Here is a 23,334-nt window from a genome sequence, read left to right as displayed (position 1 = left end):
GTACATCTACAACTTCGCCAGTAACCGGGAGTGAACAGCCGGCGTCACGAAGGAGCTCACGTCCCCGCCCAGGCGGGCGATCTCCTTGACCCAGCTGGAGGAGATGAAAGCGTTCTCCGCCCGGGTCGGCATGAACAGCGTGTCGACCCCGGTCATCGCGCGGTTGAGCTGGGCCATCTGCAGTTCGTAGTCGTAGTCGGCCGCCGACCGCAGGCCCTTCACGATCACGCCGGCGTCCTCGGCCCGGCAGTAGTCGACCAGCAGCCCCTCGAAGGTCCCGATCCGCACGTTGGCGAACGGCGCGGCGAGCTCGGTCAGCATCTCCACCCGCTCGTCGGGGCTGAACAGCCGGTTCTTGGACTGGTTCACGCCGGCCGCGACGATCACCTCGTCGAAAGCGGCGGCCGCCCGGGTGACAATGTCCAGATGCCCGATCGTCGGCGGGTCGAAGGTGCCGGGGAAGACCGCCCTACTCATGGCGGTGACCGTACCAAAGCCGGGCCTCGCCGTACTTGCGGTCCCGCAGCGCGGCGAAACCTTCCGGCCACTCCCACGGCTCCCGCTTGCCGCGCTCGACCACGACGACCGCGTCGTCGGCCAGCCACCCGTTCGCGGCCAGGCCGGTCAGCACGTCCTGCAACTCCTCCGTCTCCAGCTTGTACGGCGGGTCCGCGAACACCAGGTCGAAGACCGCGGGGCTCTCCCCCGCCGTCACCTTCTCCACCGGACGGGTCAGCACGGTCGCGCCGGGCAGGCCCACGGCCTTGATGTTGGCCGCGATCACCTCGGCCGCCCTCCGGTCCGACTCCACCAGGACCGCGCGCACCGCTCCCCGGGACAGCGCCTCGAGTCCGATCGCGCCCGATCCGGCGTACAGGTCGAGCACCGCGAGCCCGTGAAGGCTGCCGAACTCGGACTCCAGCGACGAGAACAGCGCCTCCCGGACCCGGTCTGCGGTCGGCCGCGTACCGCTCCCCGGAGGAACGGCGATCCGCCGCCCGCCGGCCGCTCCCCCGACGATCCGGCTCACGTCTTCTCCAGGTACTCGGTCGTCTCCGACTCCAGCGCGCTCCGCACGAACGACCGGAGCGCCGGGTACTCGGCCAGTTCGGCGTCGACCGAGACGATCGAGTTCGCCACGTGCCGGGCGGCGAGGATGATGTCCTCGTCCCGCAGCACGCTCAGCAGCTTCAGACTGCTCCGCCGACCCGACTGCGCAACTCCCAGCACGTCACCCTCACGCCGGGTCTCGAGGTCGATCCGCGACAGCTCGAACCCGTCCGTCGTCGATGCGACCGCCTCCAGACGCCCGTACGACTTCGAGCCCGCCCACAGATCCGTCACCAGCAGGCACAGCCCCGGCACCCTGCCCCGACCTACTCGGCCGCGCAGCTGGTGCAGCTGGGAGATGCCGAACCGGTCGGCGTCCATGATCACCATCGTCGACGCGTTCGGTACGTCGACGCCGACCTCGATCACCGTGGTCGCGATCAGTACGTCGACCTCACCGGCCGCGAACCGCGACATCACCGCGTCCTTCTCCTCGGCCGGCAGCCGGCCGTGCAGGATCTCCACCCGCAGGTCGTGCAGGATCTCGGCCAGCGCCTCGGCCACCTGCAGGACCGAGATCGGCGGCCGCGCCTGCTGCTTCTTCCCGCCGCCCTTGTCCTCCTCGCCGGCGACGAACTCACCTTCCTCGTCGGCCGCGTTCTTCACGTCGTCACCGATCCGCGGGCACACCACGTACGCCTGATGGCCCTTGCCGACCTCCTCGCGGACCCGGGCCCAGGCCCGCTGCAGCCAGTCCGGCTTCTCCTTCGCCGGGACCACGGACGACTGGATCGGCGAGCGTCCGGCCGGGAGCTCGGTCAGCGTCGAGACGGAGAGGTCGCCGAACACCGTCATCGCCACGGTCCGCGGGATGGGTGTCGCCGTCATCACCAGCACGTGCGGAGTGTTCTCGCCGGACTTCTGACTCAGCGCCGCCCGTTGCTCGACCCCGAACCGGTGCTGCTCGTCGACCACCACGAGCCCGAGATCGGCGAACTGCACCTTGTCCTCGAGCAGCGCGTGCGTCCCGACCACGATCCCCGCGGCGCCACTGGCCGCGTCGAGCATCGCCGCACGACGGGCCGCCGCGCCCAGGGAACCGGTGAGCAACCCCACCCGGGTGGCCCGCTCCGCGCCGCCGAGCATGCCCTCCTCGGCCAGATCGCCGAGCATCTTGGTCAGTGTCTTGTGGTGCTGGGTGGCGAGCACCTCGGTCGGAGCCAGCAGCACGGCCTGACCGCCGGAGTCGACCACGGACAACATCGCCCGTAGCGCGACCACGGTCTTGCCGGAGCCGACCTCGCCCTGGAGCAGCCGGTGCATCGGGTGCGGCCGGGCCAGGTCGGCGAAGATCTCCTCGCCGACCTCGGCCTGGCCGGCGGTGAGCTCGAACGGCAGCCGCTGGTCGAACTCGTCCAGCATCCCGCCCTCGGTCCGCGGCCGCGGGATCGCGTTCAGCGCGTCGGTGACGGCCCGGCGCTGGGCCAGGATCGTCTGCATCACCAGGGCTTCCTCGAACCGGAACCGGTGCTGCGCGTCGCGGATGTCCTTCTCGGCGTCCGGCAGATGCACCTTCTGCAGGGCCTCGCGCAGGCTGAGCAGCTTCTCCTTGCGCAGGATCAGCTCCGGGACCGGGTCGTCGAGATTCTCGTCCAGGCTGTCCAGGACGATCTTCACGCTTCGCTCGATCGTTGCGGTCGGCAACTTCGCGGTGGCCGGGTAGAGCGGCCGGAACGGCCGGGCCCGGCGTTCGATCTCGGCCTCGGACAAGTCCTCCTCGTCGAGGATCTCGGTGCCCGGGCTCTTCAGCTGCATGATGTCGCGGAACATCGTCACCTCGCCCCAGAACAGGGCGGCCGTCCCCGGCGTCAGCTTGGTCGCCAGCCAGGGCTGGTTGAAGAAGGCCAGCTCCAGGTCGCGCCGTCCGTCGGTGACCACGACCTTGGTCAGGGTCTTGCGCCGGGCCCACTTCTGTACGTCGGTGAGCGGGATCTCGGCCTTGGTGTCCAGCGACCGCACGGTGACCTTCTTGACCCGGCCGTTGACGGTCGCCTGGTCACCCACCTCGAGCTCGTCGAAGGGGGTCAGCTCACCCTTCTTCAGGTACCGGCGCGGGTAGTGCCGCAGCAGGTCGCCGACGGTCTCGATGGCGAGTACGTCCGCGAAGATCTTCGCCGTCCTGGCACCGAGGAAGTCGCGGACCTTCCTGTCCATATCCGTTGTCATTCCACCCCGATCAGCAGCGGGTACCTGTCCTGCCCTCCGTCGTACACCACGACGTCGACATCTTTGCGGTTCCGCCGCACGTGCCGCTCCAGCGCCGCCGCCAGAGCGGGGTCCGCGTCCCGGCCGGTGACGATGGTGAGCAGCTCGCCTCCGCCGCCGAGCAGCCGGTCGACCACGGCGAACGCCGCCTCCTCCAGATCCTCGGTGATCAGCGCGAAATCGCCGTCGACCACGCCCAGCGCGTCGCCGACCCGGCACATACCGGCCATCGTCCACGCGTCCTTCACCGCGATCGTGACGGCGCCGTGGCGGGTCTGCCCGGCCGCCGCCGAGAGGTGTACGACGTCGTCGTCGAAGCTGCGGTCGGGGTCGTGGACGGCGATCGCCGCCAGCCCCTGGACCTGGGCCCGGGTCGGGATCACGGCGACCCGGATCCCGTCCTGGCGGGCCGCGGTCGCGGCGGCCTCGGCGACCGCGAGCGAGTCGCTGTCGTTGGGCAGCAGCACGATCTCGGGCGCCTTCGACTTCTCCATCGCGCGCAGCAGTTCCCCGGTCGAGCACCGCCGTCCCGGACCGCCGATGATGACCTGCGCCCCGGCCTCGGTGAACAGGTCCGCGAGCCCGTCACCGGCGACGACCGCGATCACCGCGCGGCCCGGCGGCGGTTCGTGGTGGGCCTGGTCGGCGAAGTGGGTGACCCGGATCCGGTGCGGCCGACCGATGTCGATGCCGTGCTCGATCGCGGCGCCCACGTCGTCGGTGTGGACGTGGACGTTCCACAACCCGTCACCGCCGACCACGACGACCGAGTCGCCGAGACCGGCCAGGGTCTGCCGGAAGTCGGCGACCTTGTCGTCCGGTGCGTCCAGCAGGTACATCACCTCGTACGCCGGCCCGTCCTGGCTCTCGGCGTTCTCACCTTGAGGCTCGACCCGGGCCGGTACCTCGACCCGGACGATCCGCCCGGTGAGCACCGACTCCATCGCACCGAGGATCACCACGAGGCCAGCTCCCCCGGCATCCACGACGCCCGCACGCCGCAGTACGTCGAGCTGCTCGGTCGTCCTGGTGAGCGCCTGCCGGGCGGATGCGACGGCGGCCAGGCAGACGTCCGCCAGGCTCTTCCCGTCGTTCGCGGCCGTGATCGCTCCGGTCGCCGCAGCCCGGGCCACGGTCAGCATGGTCCCCTCGACCGGTTGCGCGACCGCACCGTAGGCGGCATCGGCGGCGTACTGCAGGGCATCCGCGAACGCGGCCGGCTCGCTCATCCGGGGGTCGGCCAGTACGGCGTTGTCATCGGCGGCCTGGTCACGCGGGAGGTTCTCGGCGAGGCGGAGGCCGCAGGCGCGGATCAGCTGGGAGGTGATGACGCCGGAGTTGCCTCGGGCGCCGAGCAACGCGCCGCGACCGAACGCCTGGATGGCTTCGGCGAAGGTCAGCTCTCCGGCGGGCAGCGCGTCGCAGGCGGCCTCCCAGGTCAGGTAGAGGTTCGTGCCCGTGTCGCCGTCCGGCACCGGGTACACGTTCAGCTCGTCGATCTCGGTCCGCGCCCGTCCCAACTCGACCAACGCCGTCCGAGCCCAGGCCCGCAACACCTCGACCGTCAGTTCCTCCACGCCCAAACCCTAGCGACACGGGCCCGCGCGTACAGAAGGACAGGAGGTGTCCCGCCATCGGGGCTCCCGGCGCCACCTCGTCAGGCGTGCGAGGGCATCTACGTAGGTGTCTACGTCCTGTCGTTCTGCACGCGGACAGACGGCTAGGGTTCGGGGGTGAGTGTGTTGTTCTCGGTGGCTGCCGACAGTTACGAGTGGGCGGTGCGGGAGATCCGGGCCGAGTTCGGCCGGGACGTGCGGGTCGAGCGGGTCAGCGGCGACCTCGGCCGCGTCGTCGACGGCGGCCCGCCGGTGAGCGAGCTCGCGGCTGCGTGCGATGCCGGGCGGATCGTCTTCGTCCGGCATCTGACCACCGAGATCGCCGGCTTCGACGAGCTGCCCCCGGACTACGAGCTGGCCGAGCTCGTGCTCAGCGCCCTGCCCGACTACCCGAAAGCGCTCGCGGTGCAGGCCTGGACCGACGGCGCAGGCACCGGCGGGTCGTACTACCACCGGCTCGAGCAGGCCCTCACCGAGCGCGGAGTGACCGTGACCCGCTCCGGCCAGGACGTGGTCGTGTCCTGCTTCGTCGGCCGGCGAAGCATCCTGCTCGGCCTCAACCGGCTCGTGGACAGCCTGTCGGACTGGCCGGGTGGGCGGATGCGGTTGGCTCGGGGTGAGGAGCGGGTGTCGCGGTCGGAGTTCAAGTTGGAGGAGGCGATCGCGACCTTCGGGCTGGAGCTTCCGCCGGGTGGGAAGGCGGTCGACCTGGGCGCGTCGCCGGGCGGGTGGACGCGGATCCTGCGGCAGCACGGGCAGGAGGTGTGGTCGGTGGACCCCGGCTCGCTGGATCAGCGGCTGCAGCGTGACCGCGGGATCCATCACGCGGCCACGACGGCCGGGCGGTTCTTCGCGGAGAACCGGGTGCGGTTCGACGTGGTGGTGAACGACATGCGGATGGATCAGGTGATGAGCGCCCGGATGATGGTCGACGCGGCGGCGCACCTGCGCCGCGGCGGACTCGCGATCGTCACGCTGAAGGGCGGCGGGAAGAACCCGCTCGACGGCGTCCGGCGCGGTATCGACGTCCTGCGCCGGCAGTACGACGTACTGCACGCCCGGCAACTGCACCACAACCGCAACGAGATCACCGTCGTGGCCCGCAAGGTCTGAGAAGACGCGAAAGAGGCGCCCGGGTGATCCCGGGCGCCTGTTTCAGGCCCTACAACGGAGAAAGCTGGGGTCAGCCGACGACGCGCTGGACCTTGCCGGCCTTGATGCAGGACGTGCAGACCTTCAGGCGGGTCGGGGTGCCCTTGATGAGCGCCCGGACCGGCTGGATGTTGGGGTTGAACCGCCGCGGCGTACGAGCCTTGACCCGACGGATCATCGCGCCCTTACCCAGGCGGGCAACGTTGTTGCCGAACGTCGGCTGCTTGCCGCAGACATCGCACTTCTTAGACATGATTCTCCGTGTTCAGGGTCGTGACACCGACAGACCATGTTACATGCGGCCTGACGCACGACCAATTCGGTCCACACTCGCCGATCAGGCAGTGAGGTAGGCCACTTCCTCGTCCGTGAGGGTGACCGACAGCCCCGGTGTCGAGGTCCGGGTCTCGCTGACGTGCCGCGGCCCGATCAGCGGGAACACCGGGTACGGCTGGTGCAGCAGCCAGGCCAGCGCGATCGCCGTCGGCTCGACTCCCTTGGCAGCCGCCAGCTCCCGCGCCCGGTCGAGCCTACGGAAGTTCTCGTCGGAGTAGAAACAGCGCACCAGTTCCTCGTCCGACCGATCCTCCGGCTTCGCCCGCCCGGTGAAGAACCCGCGCGCCTGGCTCGACCACGGGAACAGCGCGACCTGCCGCTCCCGCAGCCACGCCTGCGACTCGTCGTCGGAGACGTGCCGGCAGCCCTTCCACGGTACGTCGTACGCCCGCGCGAGGCTGAGGTGGTTGCTGAGCAGCGTGAACGGCTGCTTGCCGTTGGCCTCGGCGTACGCGTTGGCCTCGTCGAACCGCGGCAGCGACCAGTTGGAGCCGCCGTACGCCTTGATCCGGCCGGCCTTGAAGTGCTCGTCGAGGACGTCGACGAACTCCGAGACCGGAATCTCCTCGTTGTCGCGGTGCATCATGTAGAGGTCGACGTGGTCGGTCTGCAGCCGCTCGAGGCTCTCGTGCAGCTGCCGGGTGATCGACTCCGGATCGCAGTGCGGCGTGTGCGCACCCTTGCCAATGACAACGATCTCGTCGCGGTTGCCGCGGGACGTGATCCACTGACCGAGCAGCTTCTCGCCGCGGCCGCCGCCGTAGATGTAGGCGGTGTCGAACGTCGTCCCGCCACGCTCGACGAAGTCGTCGAAGACCACCGCGGCGTGGGTGAGCGTCTGCTGGTTGTCGACGCCCATCACGAGCCGGGAGACCGGCTTGTCGAGCCCGGGCACCTTGCCGTAGATCATCGGGGCGTCGGCGCGCTTGGCCAGCGGGCGGCCGGTGGCGGTCGGGATCTTGGCGTCGTCCCGCTCGCTCGCGTACTGCTGCCCGATCGCCGCCCGCCACGCGTCCTGGACGGTCAGGTTGCCGAGGGTGTCGGCCCAGCTCATCTCCGGTGCCTGCCGTTGCTCGATCGCCCGCGCGACCGCCTCGGCCTCGGCGGCGTAGATGAGCGCCGCGTCCGCGGAGATGTCCCGCGGCTCCTCCCCCACCTTGTGCAGGGTGACGTGGGTCGGCTTGCCGTCGCCACCGAACCACGGGTCCTCGACCACCAGGTAGCCCTTGCTGCCGAAGATGCGGACCTGGTTCTGGTCCCGGAGCCGCACGCCGGTGCTCACCTGCGCGGTCACACCGCCGTCGAAGAACAGCGTCGCCACGGTCCATTCGTCGGCGCCTGTTTCGCCGACCGTGCCGACCGCGGTCACCGCGGCCGGGTCGGCGAACGGCTGACCGGTCGCCGCGCCCGCGATCAGCCGGGCCATCGAGACCGGGTAGCCGCCGACGTCGAGAATGCCGCCACCGGCCAGCTCGTCGGCGAAGATCCGCGACTCCGGCCGGAACGACGACGCGAACGCGAACGTCGCCTGGATCTGGTGGACGGTGCCGAGCTCGCCGTCGCGGACCAGCTGGGCGATCAGCTTGGTCTGCGGCAGGCAGCGGTACATGTACGCCTCCATCAGGAAGACGTCGTTGCGTACCGCGGCCTCGATCATCGCCTCGGCCCAGGCCTTGTTGATGGCCAGCGGCTTCTCGCACAGCACGTGCTTGCCGGCCTCGGCGGCCTTGATCGCCCACTCGACGTGCATCGGGTGCGGCGTCGCGATGTACACCGCGTCCACGGTCTCGTCGGCGAGCAGGTCGTCGTACGACGCGTGCCGGTTGGCGATGTCCCACTTGTCGGCGAAGGCGTTGGCGGAGTCGATCGACCGGCTGCCGACCGCGACGACCGCGTTCGTCGGCGAGGTCGGCACCTGGCTGGCGAACCGGGACGCGATGTTCCCGGTGCCGAGGATGCCCCAGCGGAGCTTGGTGTCAGTCAAGAGGTGTCCCGTTTTCGTTGTCGGTGTGGATCAGAATTTCATGGCGCCGGCGGCCAGGTCGGAGATGAAGTGCCGGCCGCCGATCAGGAAGACCCCGATCAACGGTATGACGCTCATCAGGGCGCCGGCCATGACCATGGAGTAGTCGGTGCCGTAGATGCCGTTGAGCTGGTCCAGGGCGACCTGCAGGGTGAGCCGGTTCGGGTCGGTCATCACGATCAGCGGCCACAGGTAGTCGTTCCAGACGTTGATGAAGGTGAAGATGCCGAGGAACGCGAGGCCGGGCCGCAGGACCGGCAGGCCGACGGTCAGGTACTGCCGGAAGAAGCCGGCCCCGTCGACCTTGGCGGCCGAGATGAGTTCGTCCGGGATCGCACCGGCGGCGTACTGGCGCATCCAGAAGATGCCGAACGCGTTCGCCGCGCCCGGGATGATGAGTGCCTTCAGTGACCCGATCCAGCCGAACTCCGCGAGTGTGACGAACTGCGGCACCAGCGACAGCTGGGTCGGGATCATGAAGGTTGCCAGCAGCACCGCGAAGAGCAGGTTGCGGCCCGGGAACTCGTACTTCGCGAACGCGAACGCCGCCAGCGAGTCGAAGAACAGGATCAGGACGGTGACGCCGAGGGAGGCGATCAGGGTGAGCAGCATCGCTCCGAAGAAGTCGATGTTGTCGAGCACCTTGCCCATGTTCTCGAACAGGTGGGAGCCGATCAGCAGCTTCGGCGGGTAGCTGAAGATGTCCGGTGTGGTGTTCGAGGCCATCACCAGCATCCAGTAGAACGGGAAGATCGAGACCACGACGCCGAGCATCAAAACGATGTGCCCGATCGTGGTGCGGATGCGCTCAATGGACATCGGCGGCCTCCTTCGTGGTCTGCTGCGCTTCCTCCTGCTGTGCGTCCTGCCGGGCGGCCTTCTGGGCGGCGATGTTGCGTTCGGCCCGGCGGGCGGCGCGACGGGCGATCCGCTCGTTGTCCCGGCCGCCGATCAGTCGCCAGTTGATGATCGAGAACAGCACGATGAGGATGAACAGCGCCCAGCCGATCGCGGCGCCGTACCCGAACTGGTTGTTGATGAACGCGCTCTGGTACAGGTAGGACACGATCGTCATACCGGCGTTGCCGGGGCCGCCGATGTTGTTGGTGTCACCGAACAGAACCCGGGATTCGGTGAAGATCTGCAGTCCGCCGATGGTCGAGGTGACCGCGGTGAACAGGATCACCGGCCGCAGCATCGGCACTGTGATCCGCCAGAAAACCTGGCGCGAGCTGGCGCCGTCGACCTTGGCCGCCTCGTACACGTCGGCCGAGATCGCCTGCAGGCCGGCCAGGAAGATGATCGCGTTGTAGCCGACCCATCGCCAGGTGACGATGGTGGCGATCGCGATCTTGATCCCCCACGGCTGGGTCAGCCATTCGACCTTGCCCAGGCCGACCGACTGCAGGAACGCGTTCAGCAGGCCGAAGTTGTTGCTGAAGATCGATCCGAACACCAGGGTGACCGCGACCACCGAGGTGACGTTGGGGATGAAGTAGGCGATGCGGTAGAAGCTGCGGAACCGGGTGGCGTTGTGCAACGCGTTGGCGATCACGAGCGCGATCAGCAACATCGGCACGGTCGACAGCACCCAGATGATCAGTGTGTTGCCGATCGCCTGCCAGAACTTCGGATCGCCGAGCAGGTAGCTGTACTGCTGCAGGCCGACCCAGGTCATCGACCCGATGCCGTCCCAGTCGTGGAACGAGATCCAGATCGAGAACAGCACCGGGAAGGCGCCGAAGATGGCGAACAGGATGAAGAACGGCGCGACGGCGGCGTACTGCGGGAACGCCTGGCGGTACTTGCCCGGCGGCTTGGCGGTAGTGGTGTCGGTGTTGCGGACGGTCGCGGGAAGCGTTTTGGTGGCAGTCATCTCAGATCGCCCCCGCCCGGGTCAGTTCACGCTCGACTTGGTGCTGTGCGTCGTTCCAGGCCTGGTCCGGTGACTTGCCGGCGACTTCGACGTTCACGAGTTCGGCGCTGATCGGCGCACCGATGATCGAGTCGTACGGCGAGAAGTAGGCGCCGGGGTACTTCGTCGCCGACTCCGCGAACACCTCGACGATCTTCTGACCGCCGAAGAACGGATCCGGCGCGGCCAGCCGGGAGTCGGTGTAGCTGGCCGGCGTGGACGGGAACAGCACCGGGTCCAGGAACGCCTGCGCCTGGTTCTTCGCCGACTCCAGCCAGCTGATGAACGCGAACGCGGCCTCGGGGTTCTTGCAGTACTTCGTGATGCCCAGGAAGGACCCGCCGCGGTTGCCGGCGCCACCAGGAGCCGCCGTCACCCGCCAGAGTCCCTTGGTCTTAGGCGCCGCGTTCTTCGGGCCGAGCTGGGCCCACCAGACGGCGGCGTTGAAGGCGACCAGCTTGCCGTTCGTCACGACCGCGTCCGCGTCGGTCGAACCGTCCTGCGCGTTGGCGGACAGCCCTTCCTTGACCACGCGGATGGCGAGGTCGAACGCCTCCCGGACGTGGTCCTGGTCGCCGATGTACTGCCCGTCCACGGTCATGTACCGCTTCGGCTGCTGCGCCATCCGGTAGCTGAAGATGCTGTTGATGTTGTCGGTGATCGACGAGCCGGGGACGGCCTGCTTCACCTTCTTGCCGAGCGCGATGTAGGTGTCCCAGTCCGGCGCGAGCCCGGCGACCGCGGCGGGGTCGATGTCGATGCCGGCCTTGCTGAAGACGTCGGAGCGGTAGAACAGCGCCGTCGGACCGGTGTCCATCGGGTAGGCCATCATCTTGTTGTCCGGCGTGACGCCGAGCTTCCATTTCCAGGGCAGGAACTCGCTCTCGCGCTCCTTGGCGCCGAGTTCGAACAGGTCGTGGAACTGGTCGGCGTTCGGGAAGTACGTCGCCACGTCGTCGTTGATCGCGACAATGTCGGGGACCAGCGACTTGCCGGCCAGCGAGGTCAGCACCTTGGTCTTGTAGTTGCTGCCGATCCGGGTCATCGACAGCCGCAGCCCGTCGTGCCCGGGGATCGCCTTCTCCGCCTGGCCGATCAGGTCGTCGTTCACCGATCCGACCCAGGTCCACATGCTCAGCTCGTCCGATCCGCCGAGCGAACTTCGGGAGCCACATCCGCTCAGACCGGTGCTCGCGGCCGCGGCGCCGGCACCGAACGCGAGGAACTTCCTTCTGCTCAGACTCATACGCCTCACCTGGCGCTTTCTGTTGTTTTTCGCCGGAAGGTGTCCAGATATGTTTACGTAGCCACAAGGTAAGCGCATACCAGCTGAACCGGTCAAGGCCCCGAGCTGACAGGATGGATTCATGCCGACGACCTCTGTCACCGCCGTCCTGTTCGACGCCGACGGCGTGCTCCAGCGCCCCAGCCAGGACTGGTTCGCCCGCCTGAACTCCCTCGTCCCCGCCGACAGCGAGACCTTTCTGGCCGAGCTGATGGCCGCGGAGAAGCCCAGCCTGGTCGGCAAGGTCGACTTCCGGGACGCACTCGCCGAGGTCCTGCAGCGCTGGAACTCCACCGCGACGGTGGAGGAGGCGCTCGAGCCGTGGCACTGGTTCGAAGCGGAGCCGGCCGTGGTGTCGTTGATCCAGGAGCTGCGCGCCGCCGGGATCGGGTGCCACCTCGCGACCAACCAGCAGGCGTACCGGCGGTCGCTCATGCACGACGAGCGCGGGTACGGCGAGTGGTTCGACCAGAGCTTCTACTCGTGCGACCTGGGGCTGGCCAAGCCGGATCCGGCGTACTTCCGGGCGATCCTGGCCGCGATCGACGTACCGGCGTCGTCGGTACTGTTCATCGACGACAACGAAGCCAATGTGGCGGGGGCAGCGAGCGTCGGGCTGCATGCCGAGGTGTACGACCTGTCGACCGGGGTGGACACGTTGGTGGGGCTGCTGCGCCGTTACGGGTTGCCGATTCCGGGCTGACCTCTTGTGAGGCGGTGACGGCTTGTGGCATGGTCTCGGGGCAGATGACAACGTAGGACAGTCCACCAGCCGCTCCCTGGAGGCACCGCATGTCCGATCGACGACGTCTCACCCGCCGGCACGCCCTCGGCCTGACCGCGGGGTTGGGCCTGGCGTCCCTTGCTCCGTCAGTCGCTGTGCCTTCCTTCGCTGCTGCGTCCGCTGCTTCGGCGTACCCCAAGGGGCAGCGGCCGCGGCTCGTGAACGTGCTGACCGAGGACTCGCTGAGTCCCGCTGAGCGGACGCTCGCGACCACGCTGCAGGGGCTGCTGGCCCGCCGCGGCGGCGAGTCGCTGTACCTGAACATCCCGTCGCTGGGCTACCAGCTCTGGCTGGACGATCTCGTCTCCCGGTACGGCGTTCGCACGCGTCCCGGGGACCTGTGGACAACCGTCACCCGGTCCGGCATCGACGGATATGTTCTCTTCCGAACGGGCACCCCGTCGGTCAACGTCGCGACCACGCTCTCCGGACTGACCGGTGCGGTGGCCGTCGAGGAGAGCCTGGAGGCGCTCGCCATCCAGCACGGACTGCGCAAGGTGCTGGACGTGCGGGACAAGGACGACCGCTGGGTGCTGGACAACTACTGGCCACGGTTGCGGCACGACGTCGCGATCGAGCAGAAGGGAGACTGGCCGGAGCGACTGCGGGACTACGTGACGATGGCCGGGACGCTCGCCTTCTTCGACGGCAACTCGGACTTCCGGGCCGAGGTGGTCGACGCGCTCGACGACGACGCCACCGTGATCGGCTGGGGCGACGCGTCGAACGGCGAAGACGCCTTCATCGGCGTGAACTCGGCAGCCGGCGTCAAAGCGTTGCCCGCCGACCACGCCCGCAACCTGTCAGTGCTGTCGGGCATCCGGGAAGACCGCTTGAGGCAGAGCGGAGGGGGTGGGGGGAGGGCCCTCGAACCGGACCCGAATGCCCACTACGTGACCTTCCTGATCACCGATGGGGACAACATTCAGTGGATGCTCGGGGACTTCCCCACCGACCCGCGGTGGTTCGGGAGTCCTCGGCGCGGGGAGGTCGACCTGGGCTGGGGCATCTCGCCGTCGCTGATCGATCTCGCTCCCTCGGTGATGCGCTGGTACTACGACCAGTCGCGCAAGGACCGCTGGGTCGTGGGTCCGTCGGGCGGCGGCTACATGTACCCGAGCCGCTACCCCGCTGCCGCACTGGACAAGCACACCGCTTCCCTGGCCGAGGCGATGGGCCGCGCAGATCTGTCCGTCGCACAGATCATCGACTTCGACGCGTTCGAGAACACCAGCCTGTGGTCGTCGTACCTCAAGCGCCGTGAGATCGACGGCTTGATCTACCTCGAGTACTCCCGCTACGACGGCCTGAAGGGCAAGGTCGTCTGGTCCGAGGGCAAGCCGGTCATCTCCGCCCGCACGATGCTCTGGGACGGGCTCGACGGCGCCGACGAGGCCTCGGTGACAGCCGAACTCAACGCGGCCACGCGAAACCCGCACTCCACGGCCGGCTACTCGGTGGTCGTCTGGCACGCGTGGAGCAAGTCCGTCGACAACGTGCTGACTGTTGTCGACGGACTCGACCCGCACGTGAAGGTCGTTCCGCCGGACACCTTGGTGAAGATGGTCGGGCGGTACGCCCGCCCCTAGAGGGTTCGGTAGTAGACCGCGACCGGGAGCTTGACGCAGCCGAGGCTTTCGTAGAGGGCACGGGCGGGGGCGTGGAAGTCGTCTCCGCCGGTGCCGATCTCGACGACTTCCGCGCCCAGGCCTCGCATCCCGTCGAACGCGTGCTCACACAGGGCGGTGCCGAGGTTCTCCCTGCGGTGCTGAGCCGCGACGGCGAGGATGGTCACCTCGCCATGCCGCCGATCGGGCTCGACTGCCCACGCCACATAGCCGGCGAGTACGCCGCTCTCCTCGGCGATCGCGACGTACTTGTGCTGGTCCGGATCATGCAGCCCGGCGACCTGCTTGTGGTAGTCGTCGCGCCAGTTGCCGTGCTGGATGCCGAAGATCGTCTCCCCGACCAGCGGACGGAACGAGTCCTCGTAGAACGGGCCGAACGTCTCGATCGTGAACTCGATGAGCCCGGGCAGGTCAGAGTCAACGTACGAACGAATGAACATGAAGTGTGCCTCTCGCACTGAAGGGAATCGGGCGCGCGTGACCCGTCTCGCAGCTCGCGCTGCGACGGGTCGACCTTCAGCGGCGAGTACGTCCCGCGGCGAAACACTCCATGCCCGTCATGCTACGTGACCCGACCGCAGCCTTGTCGCCGCACGCTGGCGCCGAGAGCGTCTCGGCCCGCGGCTCAGGACGAAGAGGGTTGCGAGGAGCGGGAGGGTGACGAGGTACGCCGTACGGAGGTCGAGGACGCGAGCCAGTACGGCGAGCAGAGCCGGGGCGATCAGAATGGCGATGCCGGAGGCGAGGGCTCCGACGGCTGCGAGGCGGGCGGGGCTGAGACCGGGTGTCGCGACCAGGGCGGCGAGGGTGACCGGGTAGAGCGGCGCTATGCCGAAGCCGGCCACTCCCAGTCCGAGCGCCACTGCCGCGGGCGAGTCGAACAGACTGACGAGCAACGTGCCGGCGATCGCCAGGAGTCCACTGGGTACGACCGGAGACCATGCCCGCCATTGGATCGGGCCGATCGCCCGGCCGACCGCCATGCCGATGGGGAAGGCACTTCCCAGCAGGGCAGCTGTTGCTGTCGGCAACCCGGTGGAGACCAGGCGGGCCACCGCCCAGACCACGAAGCAGAACTCGACCGCGACGGCCAGCACGATCCGCAGCCAGCCGCGACCGACCTCCAGAACCACCGCCCTCCCCAGCCTGCGAGGCACGAGTCCCTTGAGACCGCGTCCGGACCACCGCTTGCCGAGACCGACCGCCGGCGCCGAGTCGATGAGTACAGGTACGGGCGTCTCCCTGACCGGAGGCGATGGTGAGGCCGTGCGCCAGGTGAGGACGGCCAGGAGGAGCAGGGGTGGGACAGCGGCCAGGATGGCGAGGCGGCCGGAGGGACCCAGTGAGTCGAGCGCACCAATGGCGAGTGGGGCGAGGATGCCGGTGCCGCTGGCGACCGCATTGACCCGGCTGAGACGGGCAGCCGCCGTGGGACCGTTCAGCATCAGTGGGGCGACCAGGACGAGCAGGGCGCCGCCCAGGCCGATGCACAGTCCGCCAGCGACCGCCACGGCGTACACCGGGGCCAGTGCGAGGAGCACTATGCCGGCGGAGCAGACAACTGACCCGAGCGCGAGGACGGTGGTGATCGGCCAGGTGCGGAGCAGGCGTGGACCGACCAGCGCGACGATCAGGAGGCCGATCGCGAAACCCGACGACAGCAGGGCCAACCGACTGGTTGGTTCGTCCAGATCGCGCGCCAGGATCGCGATGCAGGCTCCCAGTCCGGCCAGCACGAACCCCATCGACGAGAGCCCGATTCCGATCTGGACCTCATCACGGCGGATGCGCGCTCCGGGGATCTCGGCGCTCATTCGACTTGAGCGGTGAACAGCGCGACGAGGCGGTGCAAGTCGGCCAGCTCGATGTCGGCGGTCGTACCCTTCAGGCCGGCCGTGACCGCACCGGCCGCGCGGCCGGCAGCCAAACCGACCTCGGTGTCCTCGACCACCAGACACTGCTCAGCAGGCACGCCGACCAGCTCGGCGGCCCGCAGATACCCCTCCGGATCCGGCTTGCCGCGGCTGACGTCGTCGACGGTGACCAGGATCGACGGAGAGATCCCGGTAGCTCCGAGGCGGACCTTCGCCAGCCGGGTGGACGCACTCGTGAAGACGGCCCACGGCAGACCGAGCCGTTCCAGCACCTCGATCAACTCGTGGGCACCGGGTGCAGGCACGACGTCGGTCAGGTCCTCGCACTCCAGATCCAGCAGCCGGGCCGCGGCCGCGGACACCTCCGCCGGCGCGAGATCGGGTCGCAGCCGCGCGATCGTCGCCTCGGACGGACTGCCGTGAGCGATCGCCAGTGCGTCGGCCGGCCGTACGCCGTACTCCTGCGCCCAGAGCGTCCAGGTCCGGTCGACGGCTCCGTCGGAGTCGACCAGGGTGCCGTCCATGTCGAACAGCACCGCGCGGATGTCGGGAAGCCCCATCACCCCTCCAATTAAACTCGTCCCACGAGCATAAGGTAGAAGGATGCTATGACTCCAGTGCGCCGGGGACAGTGGCAGACGGCTTCCGACGTACTGGTGCGGATGAGCCGTCAGCCGGGGATCACGCGTGCCGCGGTGGCGCGGGAGCTGCGGCTGAGCACGAGTTCGGCGACCGAGGTGACCGCTCGGCTACGCGATGTACGGCTGCTGACCGAGGCTCCGGCGCCCAGCCAAGGGCGGGGACGGCCGACGACGGTACTGCGGGCGCACCCGCAAGGGCCCGTGGCGCTCGCGCTGGACCTGAGACAGGGCAGTTGGCGGAGTGCTGTGGTCACGCTCGACGGGTCGTTCCTGGAGCAGCAGTCCAGGCGGCATCGGAGCCGACGTTCCCAGGTCGTGCTCAGCAACCTGCAGGAGGAGGTAGAACGGGCACACGGGCAATACGGTGCTCGGTTGCGGGTCGTCAGCCTGGCGGCGCCGGGCACCATCCGGGACAACCGTTTGATGCAGGCGCCGACGCTGGACTGGGCCGAGCTCGACCTCGAGACCGTCACAGCTCGGACCGGCGTACCTCTGCTCGCCGGCAACGACGCGACCCTGAGCGGTGTGGCCGAAGCGCGCACGGGTGCTGCCGCGGGAGCCGGTACGGCGTTGCACCTCATCGTCGAGGTGGGTCTTGGCGGCACTCTGATCATCGACGGCGTACCAGCGCAGGGGGCGTCGGGCGCCGGCGGTGAGTACGGGCATGTCCCGTTCGGGGATCGCAGCCGGTCCTGCCCGTGTGGTGCACGCGGCTGCTGGGACCTGGACATTGATGGGCGCGCGTTGGCCAGGCATCTCAAGGAGACCGCACCGGACGATCCGTACGCCTACGCGGAGGCTGTGCTCCGTCGCACCGACCGTGCAGCGGCCCGGGCAGTCGCCAAGGTGGTCACGGCGTTGGGCACCGGCATCGCCGGTCTGGTCAACGCACACGACCCCGACGTGGTCACGCTGGGCGGTCTGGCCATCCCACTCCGCGCTGCCGCCGAGACGTCGTTCGAGCAGGCCTACCTAGCCGGTCTGATGACCTTCCACCGCAGCTCTCCCCCGCCGGTCCTGTCAGCCACGCACCAACCAGACGGCCCGCTCCGCGGTGCGGCAGCGCTGGCACTCGACCACCTCACCAGCGAGCCCTCCATAGCGACCTGGGCCGCTAGTCAGTAGTGGTCTCCTCCACTGCCGGAGGTGGTTCAGGCTTGGCCTTGGAGACGATCGGGGGCTCGACCTCCGCGAGGATGGTGATGAGGTCGAGCCGGTGGTGCTGGATCTCGTGGGCGGTGTGCCGGATGATCCAGCCCAGCGTGCGCGGCGCACGCACCGGGTAGTTGTAGAGGCCGAGCTTGCCGAGCTGTGGCGGGGTCAGCACCCGGGCGGCCGCACCGAACTCGCGGGCGAACCGCACCAGCGCGGCCGCCACCTCCATCGGGTCCTGGTCCTCGTACTTGAGCTGCTTCACCCGACCGGTCCGGTCCATCGGCGCGTACACCGGCCGGTCCTCGGCCAGGCACTGCGCGATCCGGTGCCGCTGCGTCTCGAGTACGTCGCGCACGTGGCAGGCGTACTCGATCGCCGACCACACGTCAGGCTCCGGTCGCAGCCGTACGACGTTCGGATCCGGACCGGCCGCGGCCTTGGTCAGAGCCATGCTGCAGTCCGCCGCCTGCCGGATGAGCAGGGTCACCGTGCCCTGCAGGTCACCCGTGTCGTAGTTGAAGCCGCACTGCTCGCAGTACCCGTCCACCGGGGGCTGCTGCTTCGTCAACTGCCACTCCCTCGAAATCTCCACGCGTGATCGACCGGACCGATTCCACCACCGAGTGCGAACCCGGCCACGATCGCCCCGGTCACGTACTCCTTCGCGGCACCGACCGCACTCGGTACGTCGTACCCACGCGCCAGGTACGACGCGATGGCGCTGGCCAAGGTGCATCCGGTCCCGTGGGTGTGCCGGTTGTCCGCCCGGACCGCGCTGTAGGACCGTCGTACCCCCGGACCGTGCAGCACGTCCACTGCCGCCGTACCGACGTCGTGGCCGCCCTTCACCAGGACCCACGTGGCTCCGCCGTCCATGAGCAGCTTCGCGGCGAGCTCACGGTCCTCGATGGTCTCCAGTTCGATTCCGGCGACCGGTCCGAGCTCGGTCAGGTTCGGCGTCAGGACGGTTGCCAGCGGCACGATCTCGGTCCGAATGGCGTCCATGGCGTCAGCGGCCAGCAGCGCATCACCGTGCTTGGACACCGACACCGGGTCAACCACCACCGGCACGGACGGCGGCAGCGTCCGTAGCAGGGACGCCACCACGCCGACCATCCGCGCAGAGGCCAGCATGCCGGTCTTCACCGCGTCCACACCGATGTCGTCCACGACACTGTGGAACTGGGCGCGGACCTGCTCCTCCGGCAGCTCCCACGCACCCTGCACGCCGAGGCTGTTCTGCGCCGTGATCGCGGTCAGCACGCTCATGCCGTGCACACCGTTGGCCAGCATGGACTTGAGGTCGGCCTGGATCCCCGCTCCGCCGCCGGAGTCCGAACCGGCGATCGTGAGCACCCTGGGCAATCGACTCATCTCAGCTCCTGAAGTGGGCGTGACCGGACTCCTCGGCGTACGCCGCGCCGTCCACGGTGACCGTTCCGGCCGGCCGTTCCTCGTTGCCCTCAGCAACCGAGCCGATGACGGTCCAGCCCTCGGGTACGTCCGCGGGCTCGAACGTGCCGACCAGTGCGTGGTCCTCACCACCGGTCAGCACGAACTTCAGCGCGTCGACACCTGTCGCGGCCGCCACCGCCTGCAGCGGCTCCGGCACGGCCAGCGCGTGCGAGTGTACGTCGATGACCACCTGACTCCGGGTCGCGATGTGGCCGAGATCCGAGAGCAGTCCGTCGCTCACGTCACACAGTGACGACGCACCGGCCAGCGCGGCCCGCGGACCCTCCACGTACGGCGGCTGCGGGCGGCGGTGCGCTTCCACGACGGACCGGGGCGAACGGAAGCCGCGGGTCAGGACCGTGTAGCCGGCCTCGGCCCAGCCCAGCCGGCCGATGTAGGCGACCTCGTCACCTGGGCGCGCGCCGGAGCGCAGCACCGGTGCGCGGCCGTCGAGCGACCCGAAGGCCGTCACCGAAACGACGATCTTGTCCGACTGCACGGTGTCGCCGCCGACGATGTGCACATCGACCAGTTCGCACTCGTCCGCCAGGCCCTGGTTGAGCTCCAGCGCCCAAGCGGTCGCCAGGTCGGCCGGTGCGCCGAAGCCCACGACCATGGAGGTCGGCCGGGCGCCCATCGCCGCCACATCGGCCAGGTTCTGCGCGGCGGCCTTGCGGCCCACGTCGTACGCCGACGACCAGTCCCGGCGGAAGTGGCGGCCCTCCACCAGCAGGTCCGTCGTGATCACCATCCGCCCGTCCGGCACCGCCACCACGGCCGCGTCGTCACCAGGCCCGACCAGGACGTCCTCACCTGTGGACAGCCCCTTGGTGACGGCCTCGATCAGGCCGAACTCACCCGTGCTCCCCAACGTCTCTGTCACGTCAGCAGACCTCCCATATCGCCAGTGGGAGTCTAGGCGGTACCGTGACCGGGCAACGAAGAGTACGCCCGGCCGCCGCCCAGTACCGCGGCCGGAGCCAGCTGAGGACGACTGAGTGGAGAACGACGTGGTGGTCCAGGCCTACATCCTGATCCAGACCGAGGTCGGCCGGGCGGCCGACGTCGCCGCACAGATCGCCGAGGTCCAGGGTGTCACCCTGGCCGAGGACGTCACCGGTCCGTACGACGTGATCGTCCGCGCGGAAGCCCGCAATGTCGACGAACTGGGCAAGCTGGTCGTTGCCCGGGTCCAGAACGTGCCTGGCATCACCCGCACCCTGACCTGTCCCGTCGTTCACATCTGAGCTGGTTGCCCGAGGTCCCGCCGTCCTTCAGCATGCCCAAAGTCCTGTTCGCCGCACTCGGTCTGGCCGGTCTGGTCGTTCTGACCGCGTGCAGTCCGGGGGCCGTACCCGTCGCCGTACCGTCTCCCGCGCCCGAGGTCGCTGCGGTCTGTGAGCCGCTGGTGGCGGCGCTGCCCGACCACGTACTGGACGCCGACCGCCGCAAGACCGAGCCGCCCAGCCCGCTGACCACCGCGTACGGCGATCCGCCGATCGAGGTCACCTGCGGAGTCGCACCGCCGGCGGGGATGGCCGAGGCGCAGTCGCAGTGCTTCGAGGTGAACGGCGTCGGCTGGTTCGCCAAGGAGGCCGGCAACGGGACCATCTTCACGACCATCGGCCGCAAGGTCTACGTCGAGGTCGCGGTCCCGGCGAAGTACAAGCCCGAGGCGAACGCGCTGACCGACGTCGCGGACGCTATCCACAGGTTCGACAAAGTCATCACTCCCTGTACCTGACGACGGCATACTCCCTGTCGAGAAGGAAATTCGTCCGCACTCGGTGTCCGGTTCGGTCCGGCGGGGGCGACGTATCGGCTGAGAGGCACCCGCGGTGGGTGCCCGGACGACGGGAGACTCCGATGAAGTACATGATCCTGACCTACGCGTCGCAGCAGGACTACGACGGGATGTCCGGCAAGGACACGGGCAAGCCCGCCTGGACGGCCGAGGACTTCGCCGCGATGGGCGCGTTCATGGAGAAGTTCAACGCGGATCTGGCCGAGTCCGGTGAGCTGGTCGAGACCCGCGCGCTGGCCGCGCCGGTGCTCACCCGGCGGCTCGGCTCGAAGGACGGAGCCTCGGTGGTGACGGACGGTCCGTACGCCGAGACCCAGGAGGTGCTCGCCGGGTACTGGATCGTCGAGTGCGAGTCCTTCGACCGGGCGACCGAGATCGCCTCCAGGCTCGGCGACACACCGGCGCCCGAGTTCGTCCGCGCGACCGCGTACGCCGACATCCGGCCCGTGGTCGAGGGCCGGGACGAGATGCTGGACTGATCGTCATGTCCGCAGCTCTCGAGGACCTGCTGCGTGAACTGGCGCCGCAGGTGCTCGGGGCGCTGGTCCGGCGGTACGGGCACTTCGACACCGCGGAGGACGCGGTGCAGGAGGCGCTGCTCGCGGCGGCGCAGCAGTGGCCGGAGGACGGCGTACCGGACAGTCCGCGCGGGTGGCTCATCACGGTGGCCTCCCGCCGGCTGACGGATCTGCTCCGCCGCGAGCAGGCTCGGCAGCGGCGCGAGGACCGGATGGCGCGGTGGGCGGCCGGCCCGAGCGAACCGATCGCGGACACCGACGACACGCTGATCCTGTTGTTCATGTGCTGCCACCCGTCGCTGTCGCCAGCGTCGCAGATCGCGTTGACGTTGCGGGCGGTCGGCGGTCTGACCACCGCGGAGATCGCCCGAGCGTTCCTGGTGCCGGAGGCAACGATGACGCGGCGGATCACCCGGGCGAAGGCGAGTGTGAGCGCCAGCGGTGCGCGGTTCGCCCTACCGGCGGATCGGGACGAGCGGCTCGGCGCGGTGCTGAAGGTCGTATACCTGATCTTCAACGAGGGCTACGCGAGTACGACGGGGCCGAGTCTGCAGCGGGTCGAGTTGTCGGCGGAGGGGATCCGGCTGGGACGGATGCTGCACCGGTTGCTGCCGGACGACAGCGAGGTGACGGGGTTGCTCGCGCTGATGCTGCTGACGGATGCGCGCCGGCCGGCGCGGACCGGGCCGCTGGGTGAGTTGGTCCCGATGGACGAGCAGGATCGGTCGCTGTGGATCTCTGAGTTGATCGAGGAAGGAGTGGGGCTGATCACCGCGGCGCTGCCGCGAGGCCCGGTGGGTCCGTATCAGCTGCAGGCAGCGATCGCCGCCGTACATGACGAGGCCGCGTCGGCGGAGGAGACCGACTGGCCGCAGATCCTTGCGCTGTACGAGGTCTTGCTCCAGCTGACCGACAACCCGATGGTCGCGCTCAACCACGTCGTCGCGGTCGCGATGGCGCGGGGACCGGACGAGGGTCTCAAGCAACTGAGCACCATCGAAGACGACGACCGCATCGCCAACGACCACCGCCTGGCAGCCGTCCGCGCGCACCTACTGGAAATGTCCGGCGACACCACCGCAGCCCGAGCCGCCTACGAGGAAGCAGCAACCAAAACCACCAGCGTCCCCCAACAGCGCTACCTCCACACCCGAGCCAACCGCCTATAGCTGCGGTGTGGGGGTGATCACCTGGTAGCGGATGTGGGTTGCTAACGGTGTGTCTACTACGCGGATGATCTGTAGCTCGATCTCGGTGGGGAGGATGTCGAACAGGCGGTGGCCTCGGCCGAGCAGGACCGGGACCTGGTGGATCTGGATCTCGTCCAGGACGCCGGCTTCCAGCGCGCTCTGACCTGTGGACCCACCGCGGACCTGGACGTCGCGGTCGCCGGCGGCCGCCTTGGCCTGCTTCATCGCGCTCACGATGCCGTCCGGCACGTACGTCACCAGCGGATATCCCCACCGCGCGGCGGGTCCGGGCGGCCGGTGACTCGGCACGAAGATCGGCCTTCCGTTGTGATCGCCACCCCAGTGATCCATCAGCTCGGCCGTACGACGCCCCGCGAGGACCGCCCCACAGCCGTTCCACTCGTCGAAGAACTCCGACTCGGGCCCAGCCGGCCGATTCACCTCGGCGTCCTCGGCGAACCAGTTGTGCAGCCGATGCCCGTCGGCTCCACCGAGGTAGTCGTCGAGATCCGCGATGTACCCGTCAACGGACACCGACATGTCGAGCACCGACTTGGACATGACCTGCTCCCCTCCTGGTCCGGCGTGGGGGCAACCCCACGTCCGCGACCGTAGGCCGACCGCCTTTCAGGCCACTTTCAGA

24 protein-coding genes are annotated in these 23,334 nt (G+C 68.9%); 8 read left to right on the top strand and 16 right to left on the bottom strand.

The genetic code is table 11. The features are described 5' to 3' along the window. Positions 1 to 6: 6 nt before the first annotated feature. The 4 genes from coaD to ACGFH6_RS43355 are packed head-to-tail and all read right to left on the bottom strand — an operon-like array spanning position 7 to position 4,892. Positions 7 to 477 carry a pantetheine-phosphate adenylyltransferase gene (gene coaD, locus ACGFH6_RS43370; RefSeq protein WP_393396963.1) on the bottom strand — a complete coding sequence of 157 codons (471 nt, stop codon included), beginning with the start codon at positions 475 to 477 and terminating at the stop codon, positions 7 to 9. Continuing rightward, positions 470 to 1,030: a 16S rRNA (guanine(966)-N(2))-methyltransferase RsmD gene (rsmD, locus tag ACGFH6_RS43365; RefSeq protein ID WP_393396960.1), complete on the bottom strand. Its 561-nt coding sequence runs from the start codon at positions 1,028 to 1,030 to the stop codon at positions 470 to 472. Before rsmD ends, coaD begins: the two co-directional genes overlap by 8 nt. Next, the gene (recG, locus tag ACGFH6_RS43360) at positions 1,027 to 3,276 is read right to left on the bottom strand and encodes an ATP-dependent DNA helicase RecG (RefSeq protein ID WP_393396958.1); all 2,250 of its coding nucleotides are present in this window, start codon (positions 3,274 to 3,276) and stop codon (positions 1,027 to 1,029) included. Before recG ends, rsmD begins: the two co-directional genes overlap by 4 nt. Next, positions 3,273 to 4,892 (bottom strand): DAK2 domain-containing protein, encoded by a 1,620-nt coding sequence (locus ACGFH6_RS43355; protein ID WP_393396956.1) that lies wholly within the window; start codon positions 4,890 to 4,892, stop codon positions 3,273 to 3,275. The genes recG and ACGFH6_RS43355 overlap by 4 nt, the downstream gene beginning before the upstream one ends. Before the next feature lie 156 nt (positions 4,893 to 5,048). Here ACGFH6_RS43355 and ACGFH6_RS43350 point away from each other — a divergent pair, with 156 nt between their 5' ends. Then, on the top strand, positions 5,049 to 6,044 hold the full coding sequence (locus tag ACGFH6_RS43350) for an SAM-dependent methyltransferase (protein ID WP_393396954.1): 996 nt from the start codon (positions 5,049 to 5,051) through the stop codon (positions 6,042 to 6,044). Positions 6,045 to 6,114: 70 nt separating this feature from the next. Here ACGFH6_RS43350 and rpmB read toward each other — a convergent pair whose 3' ends face one another. The 5 genes from rpmB to ACGFH6_RS43325 form a co-directional block, all read right to left on the bottom strand. Next, complete coding sequence (rpmB, locus tag ACGFH6_RS43345; protein WP_131355194.1) at positions 6,115 to 6,336, bottom strand: 50S ribosomal protein L28; 222 nt, start codon at positions 6,334 to 6,336, stop codon at positions 6,115 to 6,117. 84 nt (positions 6,337 to 6,420) lie between these two features. After that, a complete protein-coding gene (locus tag ACGFH6_RS43340) occupies positions 6,421 to 8,403 on the bottom strand; it encodes an aldo/keto reductase (RefSeq protein WP_393396951.1) in 1,983 nt (660 codons plus the stop codon). Positions 8,404 to 8,433: 30 nt separating this feature from the next. Beyond that, positions 8,434 to 9,261, bottom strand: coding sequence for a carbohydrate ABC transporter permease (locus ACGFH6_RS43335; RefSeq protein ID WP_393396949.1), 828 nt, complete (start codon positions 9,259 to 9,261; stop codon positions 8,434 to 8,436). Then, positions 9,251 to 10,318 carry a carbohydrate ABC transporter permease gene (locus tag ACGFH6_RS43330; RefSeq protein WP_393396947.1) on the bottom strand — a complete coding sequence of 356 codons (1,068 nt, stop codon included), beginning with the start codon at positions 10,316 to 10,318 and terminating at the stop codon, positions 9,251 to 9,253. Before ACGFH6_RS43330 ends, ACGFH6_RS43335 begins: the two co-directional genes overlap by 11 nt. Before the next feature lies 1 nt (position 10,319). Beyond that, positions 10,320 to 11,603, bottom strand: a complete 1,284-nt coding sequence (locus ACGFH6_RS43325; protein WP_393396945.1) for an ABC transporter substrate-binding protein — start codon at positions 11,601 to 11,603, stop codon at positions 10,320 to 10,322. 121 nt (positions 11,604 to 11,724) lie between these two features. On the opposite strand from ACGFH6_RS43325, the gene ACGFH6_RS43320 reads away from it, so the two are divergent. Both ACGFH6_RS43320 and ACGFH6_RS43315 read left to right on the top strand, forming a co-directional pair. After that, on the top strand, positions 11,725 to 12,345 hold the full coding sequence (locus ACGFH6_RS43320; protein ID WP_360451978.1) for an HAD-IA family hydrolase: 621 nt from the start codon (positions 11,725 to 11,727) through the stop codon (positions 12,343 to 12,345). Positions 12,346 to 12,434: 89 nt separating this feature from the next. Further along, the gene (locus tag ACGFH6_RS43315) at positions 12,435 to 14,015 is read left to right on the top strand and encodes a GxGYxYP domain-containing protein (RefSeq protein WP_393396942.1); all 1,581 of its coding nucleotides are present in this window, start codon (positions 12,435 to 12,437) and stop codon (positions 14,013 to 14,015) included. Here ACGFH6_RS43315 and ACGFH6_RS43310 read toward each other — a convergent pair. From ACGFH6_RS43310 to ACGFH6_RS43300, 3 genes are all read right to left on the bottom strand, one after another. Beyond that, the gene (locus ACGFH6_RS43310) at positions 14,012 to 14,494 is read right to left on the bottom strand and encodes a GNAT family N-acetyltransferase (RefSeq protein WP_393396940.1); all 483 of its coding nucleotides are present in this window, start codon (positions 14,492 to 14,494) and stop codon (positions 14,012 to 14,014) included. The genes ACGFH6_RS43315 and ACGFH6_RS43310 overlap by 4 nt on opposite strands. A 117-nt stretch (positions 14,495 to 14,611) precedes the next feature. Beyond that, on the bottom strand, positions 14,612 to 15,868 hold the full coding sequence (locus ACGFH6_RS43305) for an MFS transporter (protein WP_393396938.1): 1,257 nt from the start codon (positions 15,866 to 15,868) through the stop codon (positions 14,612 to 14,614). Next, positions 15,865 to 16,488, bottom strand: a complete 624-nt coding sequence (locus ACGFH6_RS43300; RefSeq protein WP_393396936.1) for an HAD-IA family hydrolase — start codon at positions 16,486 to 16,488, stop codon at positions 15,865 to 15,867. Before ACGFH6_RS43300 ends, ACGFH6_RS43305 begins: the two co-directional genes overlap by 4 nt. Before the next feature lie 48 nt (positions 16,489 to 16,536). Between ACGFH6_RS43300 and ACGFH6_RS43295 the strand changes: the two genes are divergently transcribed. After that, positions 16,537 to 17,694 carry an ROK family protein gene (locus ACGFH6_RS43295; protein ID WP_393396934.1) on the top strand — a complete coding sequence of 386 codons (1,158 nt, stop codon included), beginning with the start codon at positions 16,537 to 16,539 and terminating at the stop codon, positions 17,692 to 17,694. Here the strand turns inward: ACGFH6_RS43295 and ACGFH6_RS43290 are convergent. The 3 genes from ACGFH6_RS43290 to ACGFH6_RS43280 are packed head-to-tail and all read right to left on the bottom strand — an operon-like array spanning position 17,684 to position 20,062. Further along, a complete protein-coding gene (locus ACGFH6_RS43290; RefSeq protein ID WP_393396932.1) occupies positions 17,684 to 18,292 on the bottom strand; it encodes a DinB family protein in 609 nt (202 codons plus the stop codon). The genes ACGFH6_RS43295 and ACGFH6_RS43290 overlap by 11 nt on opposite strands. Beyond that, positions 18,289 to 19,098 carry a bifunctional hydroxymethylpyrimidine kinase/phosphomethylpyrimidine kinase gene (gene thiD, locus ACGFH6_RS43285; protein WP_393396930.1) on the bottom strand — a complete coding sequence of 270 codons (810 nt, stop codon included), beginning with the start codon at positions 19,096 to 19,098 and terminating at the stop codon, positions 18,289 to 18,291. The genes ACGFH6_RS43290 and thiD overlap by 4 nt, the downstream gene beginning before the upstream one ends. Before the next feature lies 1 nt (position 19,099). Beyond that, positions 19,100 to 20,062 (bottom strand): thiamine-phosphate kinase, encoded by a 963-nt coding sequence (locus ACGFH6_RS43280; RefSeq protein WP_393396928.1) that lies wholly within the window; start codon positions 20,060 to 20,062, stop codon positions 19,100 to 19,102. A 130-nt stretch (positions 20,063 to 20,192) separates the two neighbouring features. Here ACGFH6_RS43280 and ACGFH6_RS43275 point away from each other — a divergent pair, with 130 nt between their 5' ends. From ACGFH6_RS43275 to ACGFH6_RS43260, 4 genes are all read left to right on the top strand, one after another. After that, complete coding sequence (locus tag ACGFH6_RS43275) at positions 20,193 to 20,426, top strand: Lrp/AsnC family transcriptional regulator (RefSeq protein WP_198682133.1); 234 nt, start codon at positions 20,193 to 20,195, stop codon at positions 20,424 to 20,426. 32 nt (positions 20,427 to 20,458) lie between these two features. Then, a complete protein-coding gene (locus ACGFH6_RS43270; RefSeq protein WP_393396925.1) occupies positions 20,459 to 20,923 on the top strand; it encodes a DUF3515 domain-containing protein in 465 nt (154 codons plus the stop codon). 122 nt (positions 20,924 to 21,045) lie between these two features. After that, positions 21,046 to 21,462, top strand: a complete 417-nt coding sequence (locus ACGFH6_RS43265; RefSeq protein ID WP_393396923.1) for a YciI family protein — start codon at positions 21,046 to 21,048, stop codon at positions 21,460 to 21,462. A 5-nt stretch (positions 21,463 to 21,467) separates the two neighbouring features. Next, the gene (locus tag ACGFH6_RS43260; protein ID WP_393396921.1) at positions 21,468 to 22,670 is read left to right on the top strand and encodes an RNA polymerase sigma factor; all 1,203 of its coding nucleotides are present in this window, start codon (positions 21,468 to 21,470) and stop codon (positions 22,668 to 22,670) included. On the opposite strand, the gene ACGFH6_RS43255 is transcribed toward ACGFH6_RS43260, so the two are convergent. Then, positions 22,665 to 23,252, bottom strand: coding sequence for a dihydrofolate reductase family protein (locus ACGFH6_RS43255; protein ID WP_393396919.1), 588 nt, complete (start codon positions 23,250 to 23,252; stop codon positions 22,665 to 22,667). The two genes, ACGFH6_RS43260 and ACGFH6_RS43255, sit on opposite strands and share 6 nt — an antisense overlap. Positions 23,253 to 23,334 lie beyond the last annotated feature (82 nt).

The sequence above is a fragment of the Kribbella sp. NPDC049227 genome (genome assembly GCF_043197265.1).
Classification (GTDB): Bacteria; Actinomycetota; Actinomycetes; order Propionibacteriales; family Kribbellaceae; genus Kribbella.
The sequence above is the reverse complement of the archived record's forward strand: the minus strand, read 5'-3'. Positions and strand labels throughout refer to the sequence as shown.

What these genes read in the sequence shown, in the direction of transcription:
- thiD (WP_393396930.1), bottom strand. Translation starts at nt 19,098, where the DNA reads ATGAGTCGATTGCCCAGGGTGCTCACGATCGCCGGTTCGGACTCCGGC.
- ACGFH6_RS43330 (WP_393396947.1), bottom strand. Translation starts at nt 10,318, where the DNA reads ATGACTGCCACCAAAACGCTTCCCGCGACCGTCCGCAACACCGACACC.
- ACGFH6_RS43320 (WP_360451978.1), top strand. Translation starts at nt 11,725, where the DNA reads ATGCCGACGACCTCTGTCACCGCCGTCCTGTTCGACGCCGACGGCGTG.
- ACGFH6_RS43260 (WP_393396921.1), top strand. Translation starts at nt 21,468, where the DNA reads ATGTCCGCAGCTCTCGAGGACCTGCTGCGTGAACTGGCGCCGCAGGTG.
- ACGFH6_RS43305 (WP_393396938.1), bottom strand. Translation starts at nt 15,868, where the DNA reads ATGAGCGCCGAGATCCCCGGAGCGCGCATCCGCCGTGATGAGGTCCAG.
- ACGFH6_RS43295 (WP_393396934.1), top strand. Translation starts at nt 16,537, where the DNA reads ATGACTCCAGTGCGCCGGGGACAGTGGCAGACGGCTTCCGACGTACTG.
- rpmB (WP_131355194.1), bottom strand. Translation starts at nt 6,336, where the DNA reads ATGTCTAAGAAGTGCGATGTCTGCGGCAAGCAGCCGACGTTCGGCAAC.
- ACGFH6_RS43325 (WP_393396945.1), bottom strand. Translation starts at nt 11,603, where the DNA reads ATGAGTCTGAGCAGAAGGAAGTTCCTCGCGTTCGGTGCCGGCGCCGCG.
- ACGFH6_RS43300 (WP_393396936.1), bottom strand. Translation starts at nt 16,488, where the DNA reads ATGGGGCTTCCCGACATCCGCGCGGTGCTGTTCGACATGGACGGCACC.
- ACGFH6_RS43335 (WP_393396949.1), bottom strand. Translation starts at nt 9,261, where the DNA reads ATGTCCATTGAGCGCATCCGCACCACGATCGGGCACATCGTTTTGATG.
- coaD (WP_393396963.1), bottom strand. Translation starts at nt 477, where the DNA reads ATGAGTAGGGCGGTCTTCCCCGGCACCTTCGACCCGCCGACGATCGGG.
- recG (WP_393396958.1), bottom strand. Translation starts at nt 3,276, where the DNA reads ATGACAACGGATATGGACAGGAAGGTCCGCGACTTCCTCGGTGCCAGG.
- ACGFH6_RS43315 (WP_393396942.1), top strand. Translation starts at nt 12,435, where the DNA reads ATGTCCGATCGACGACGTCTCACCCGCCGGCACGCCCTCGGCCTGACC.
- ACGFH6_RS43255 (WP_393396919.1), bottom strand. Translation starts at nt 23,252, where the DNA reads ATGTCCAAGTCGGTGCTCGACATGTCGGTGTCCGTTGACGGGTACATC.
- ACGFH6_RS43310 (WP_393396940.1), bottom strand. Translation starts at nt 14,494, where the DNA reads ATGTTCATTCGTTCGTACGTTGACTCTGACCTGCCCGGGCTCATCGAG.
- ACGFH6_RS43265 (WP_393396923.1), top strand. Translation starts at nt 21,046, where the DNA reads ATGAAGTACATGATCCTGACCTACGCGTCGCAGCAGGACTACGACGGG.
- ACGFH6_RS43270 (WP_393396925.1), top strand. Translation starts at nt 20,459, where the DNA reads ATGCCCAAAGTCCTGTTCGCCGCACTCGGTCTGGCCGGTCTGGTCGTT.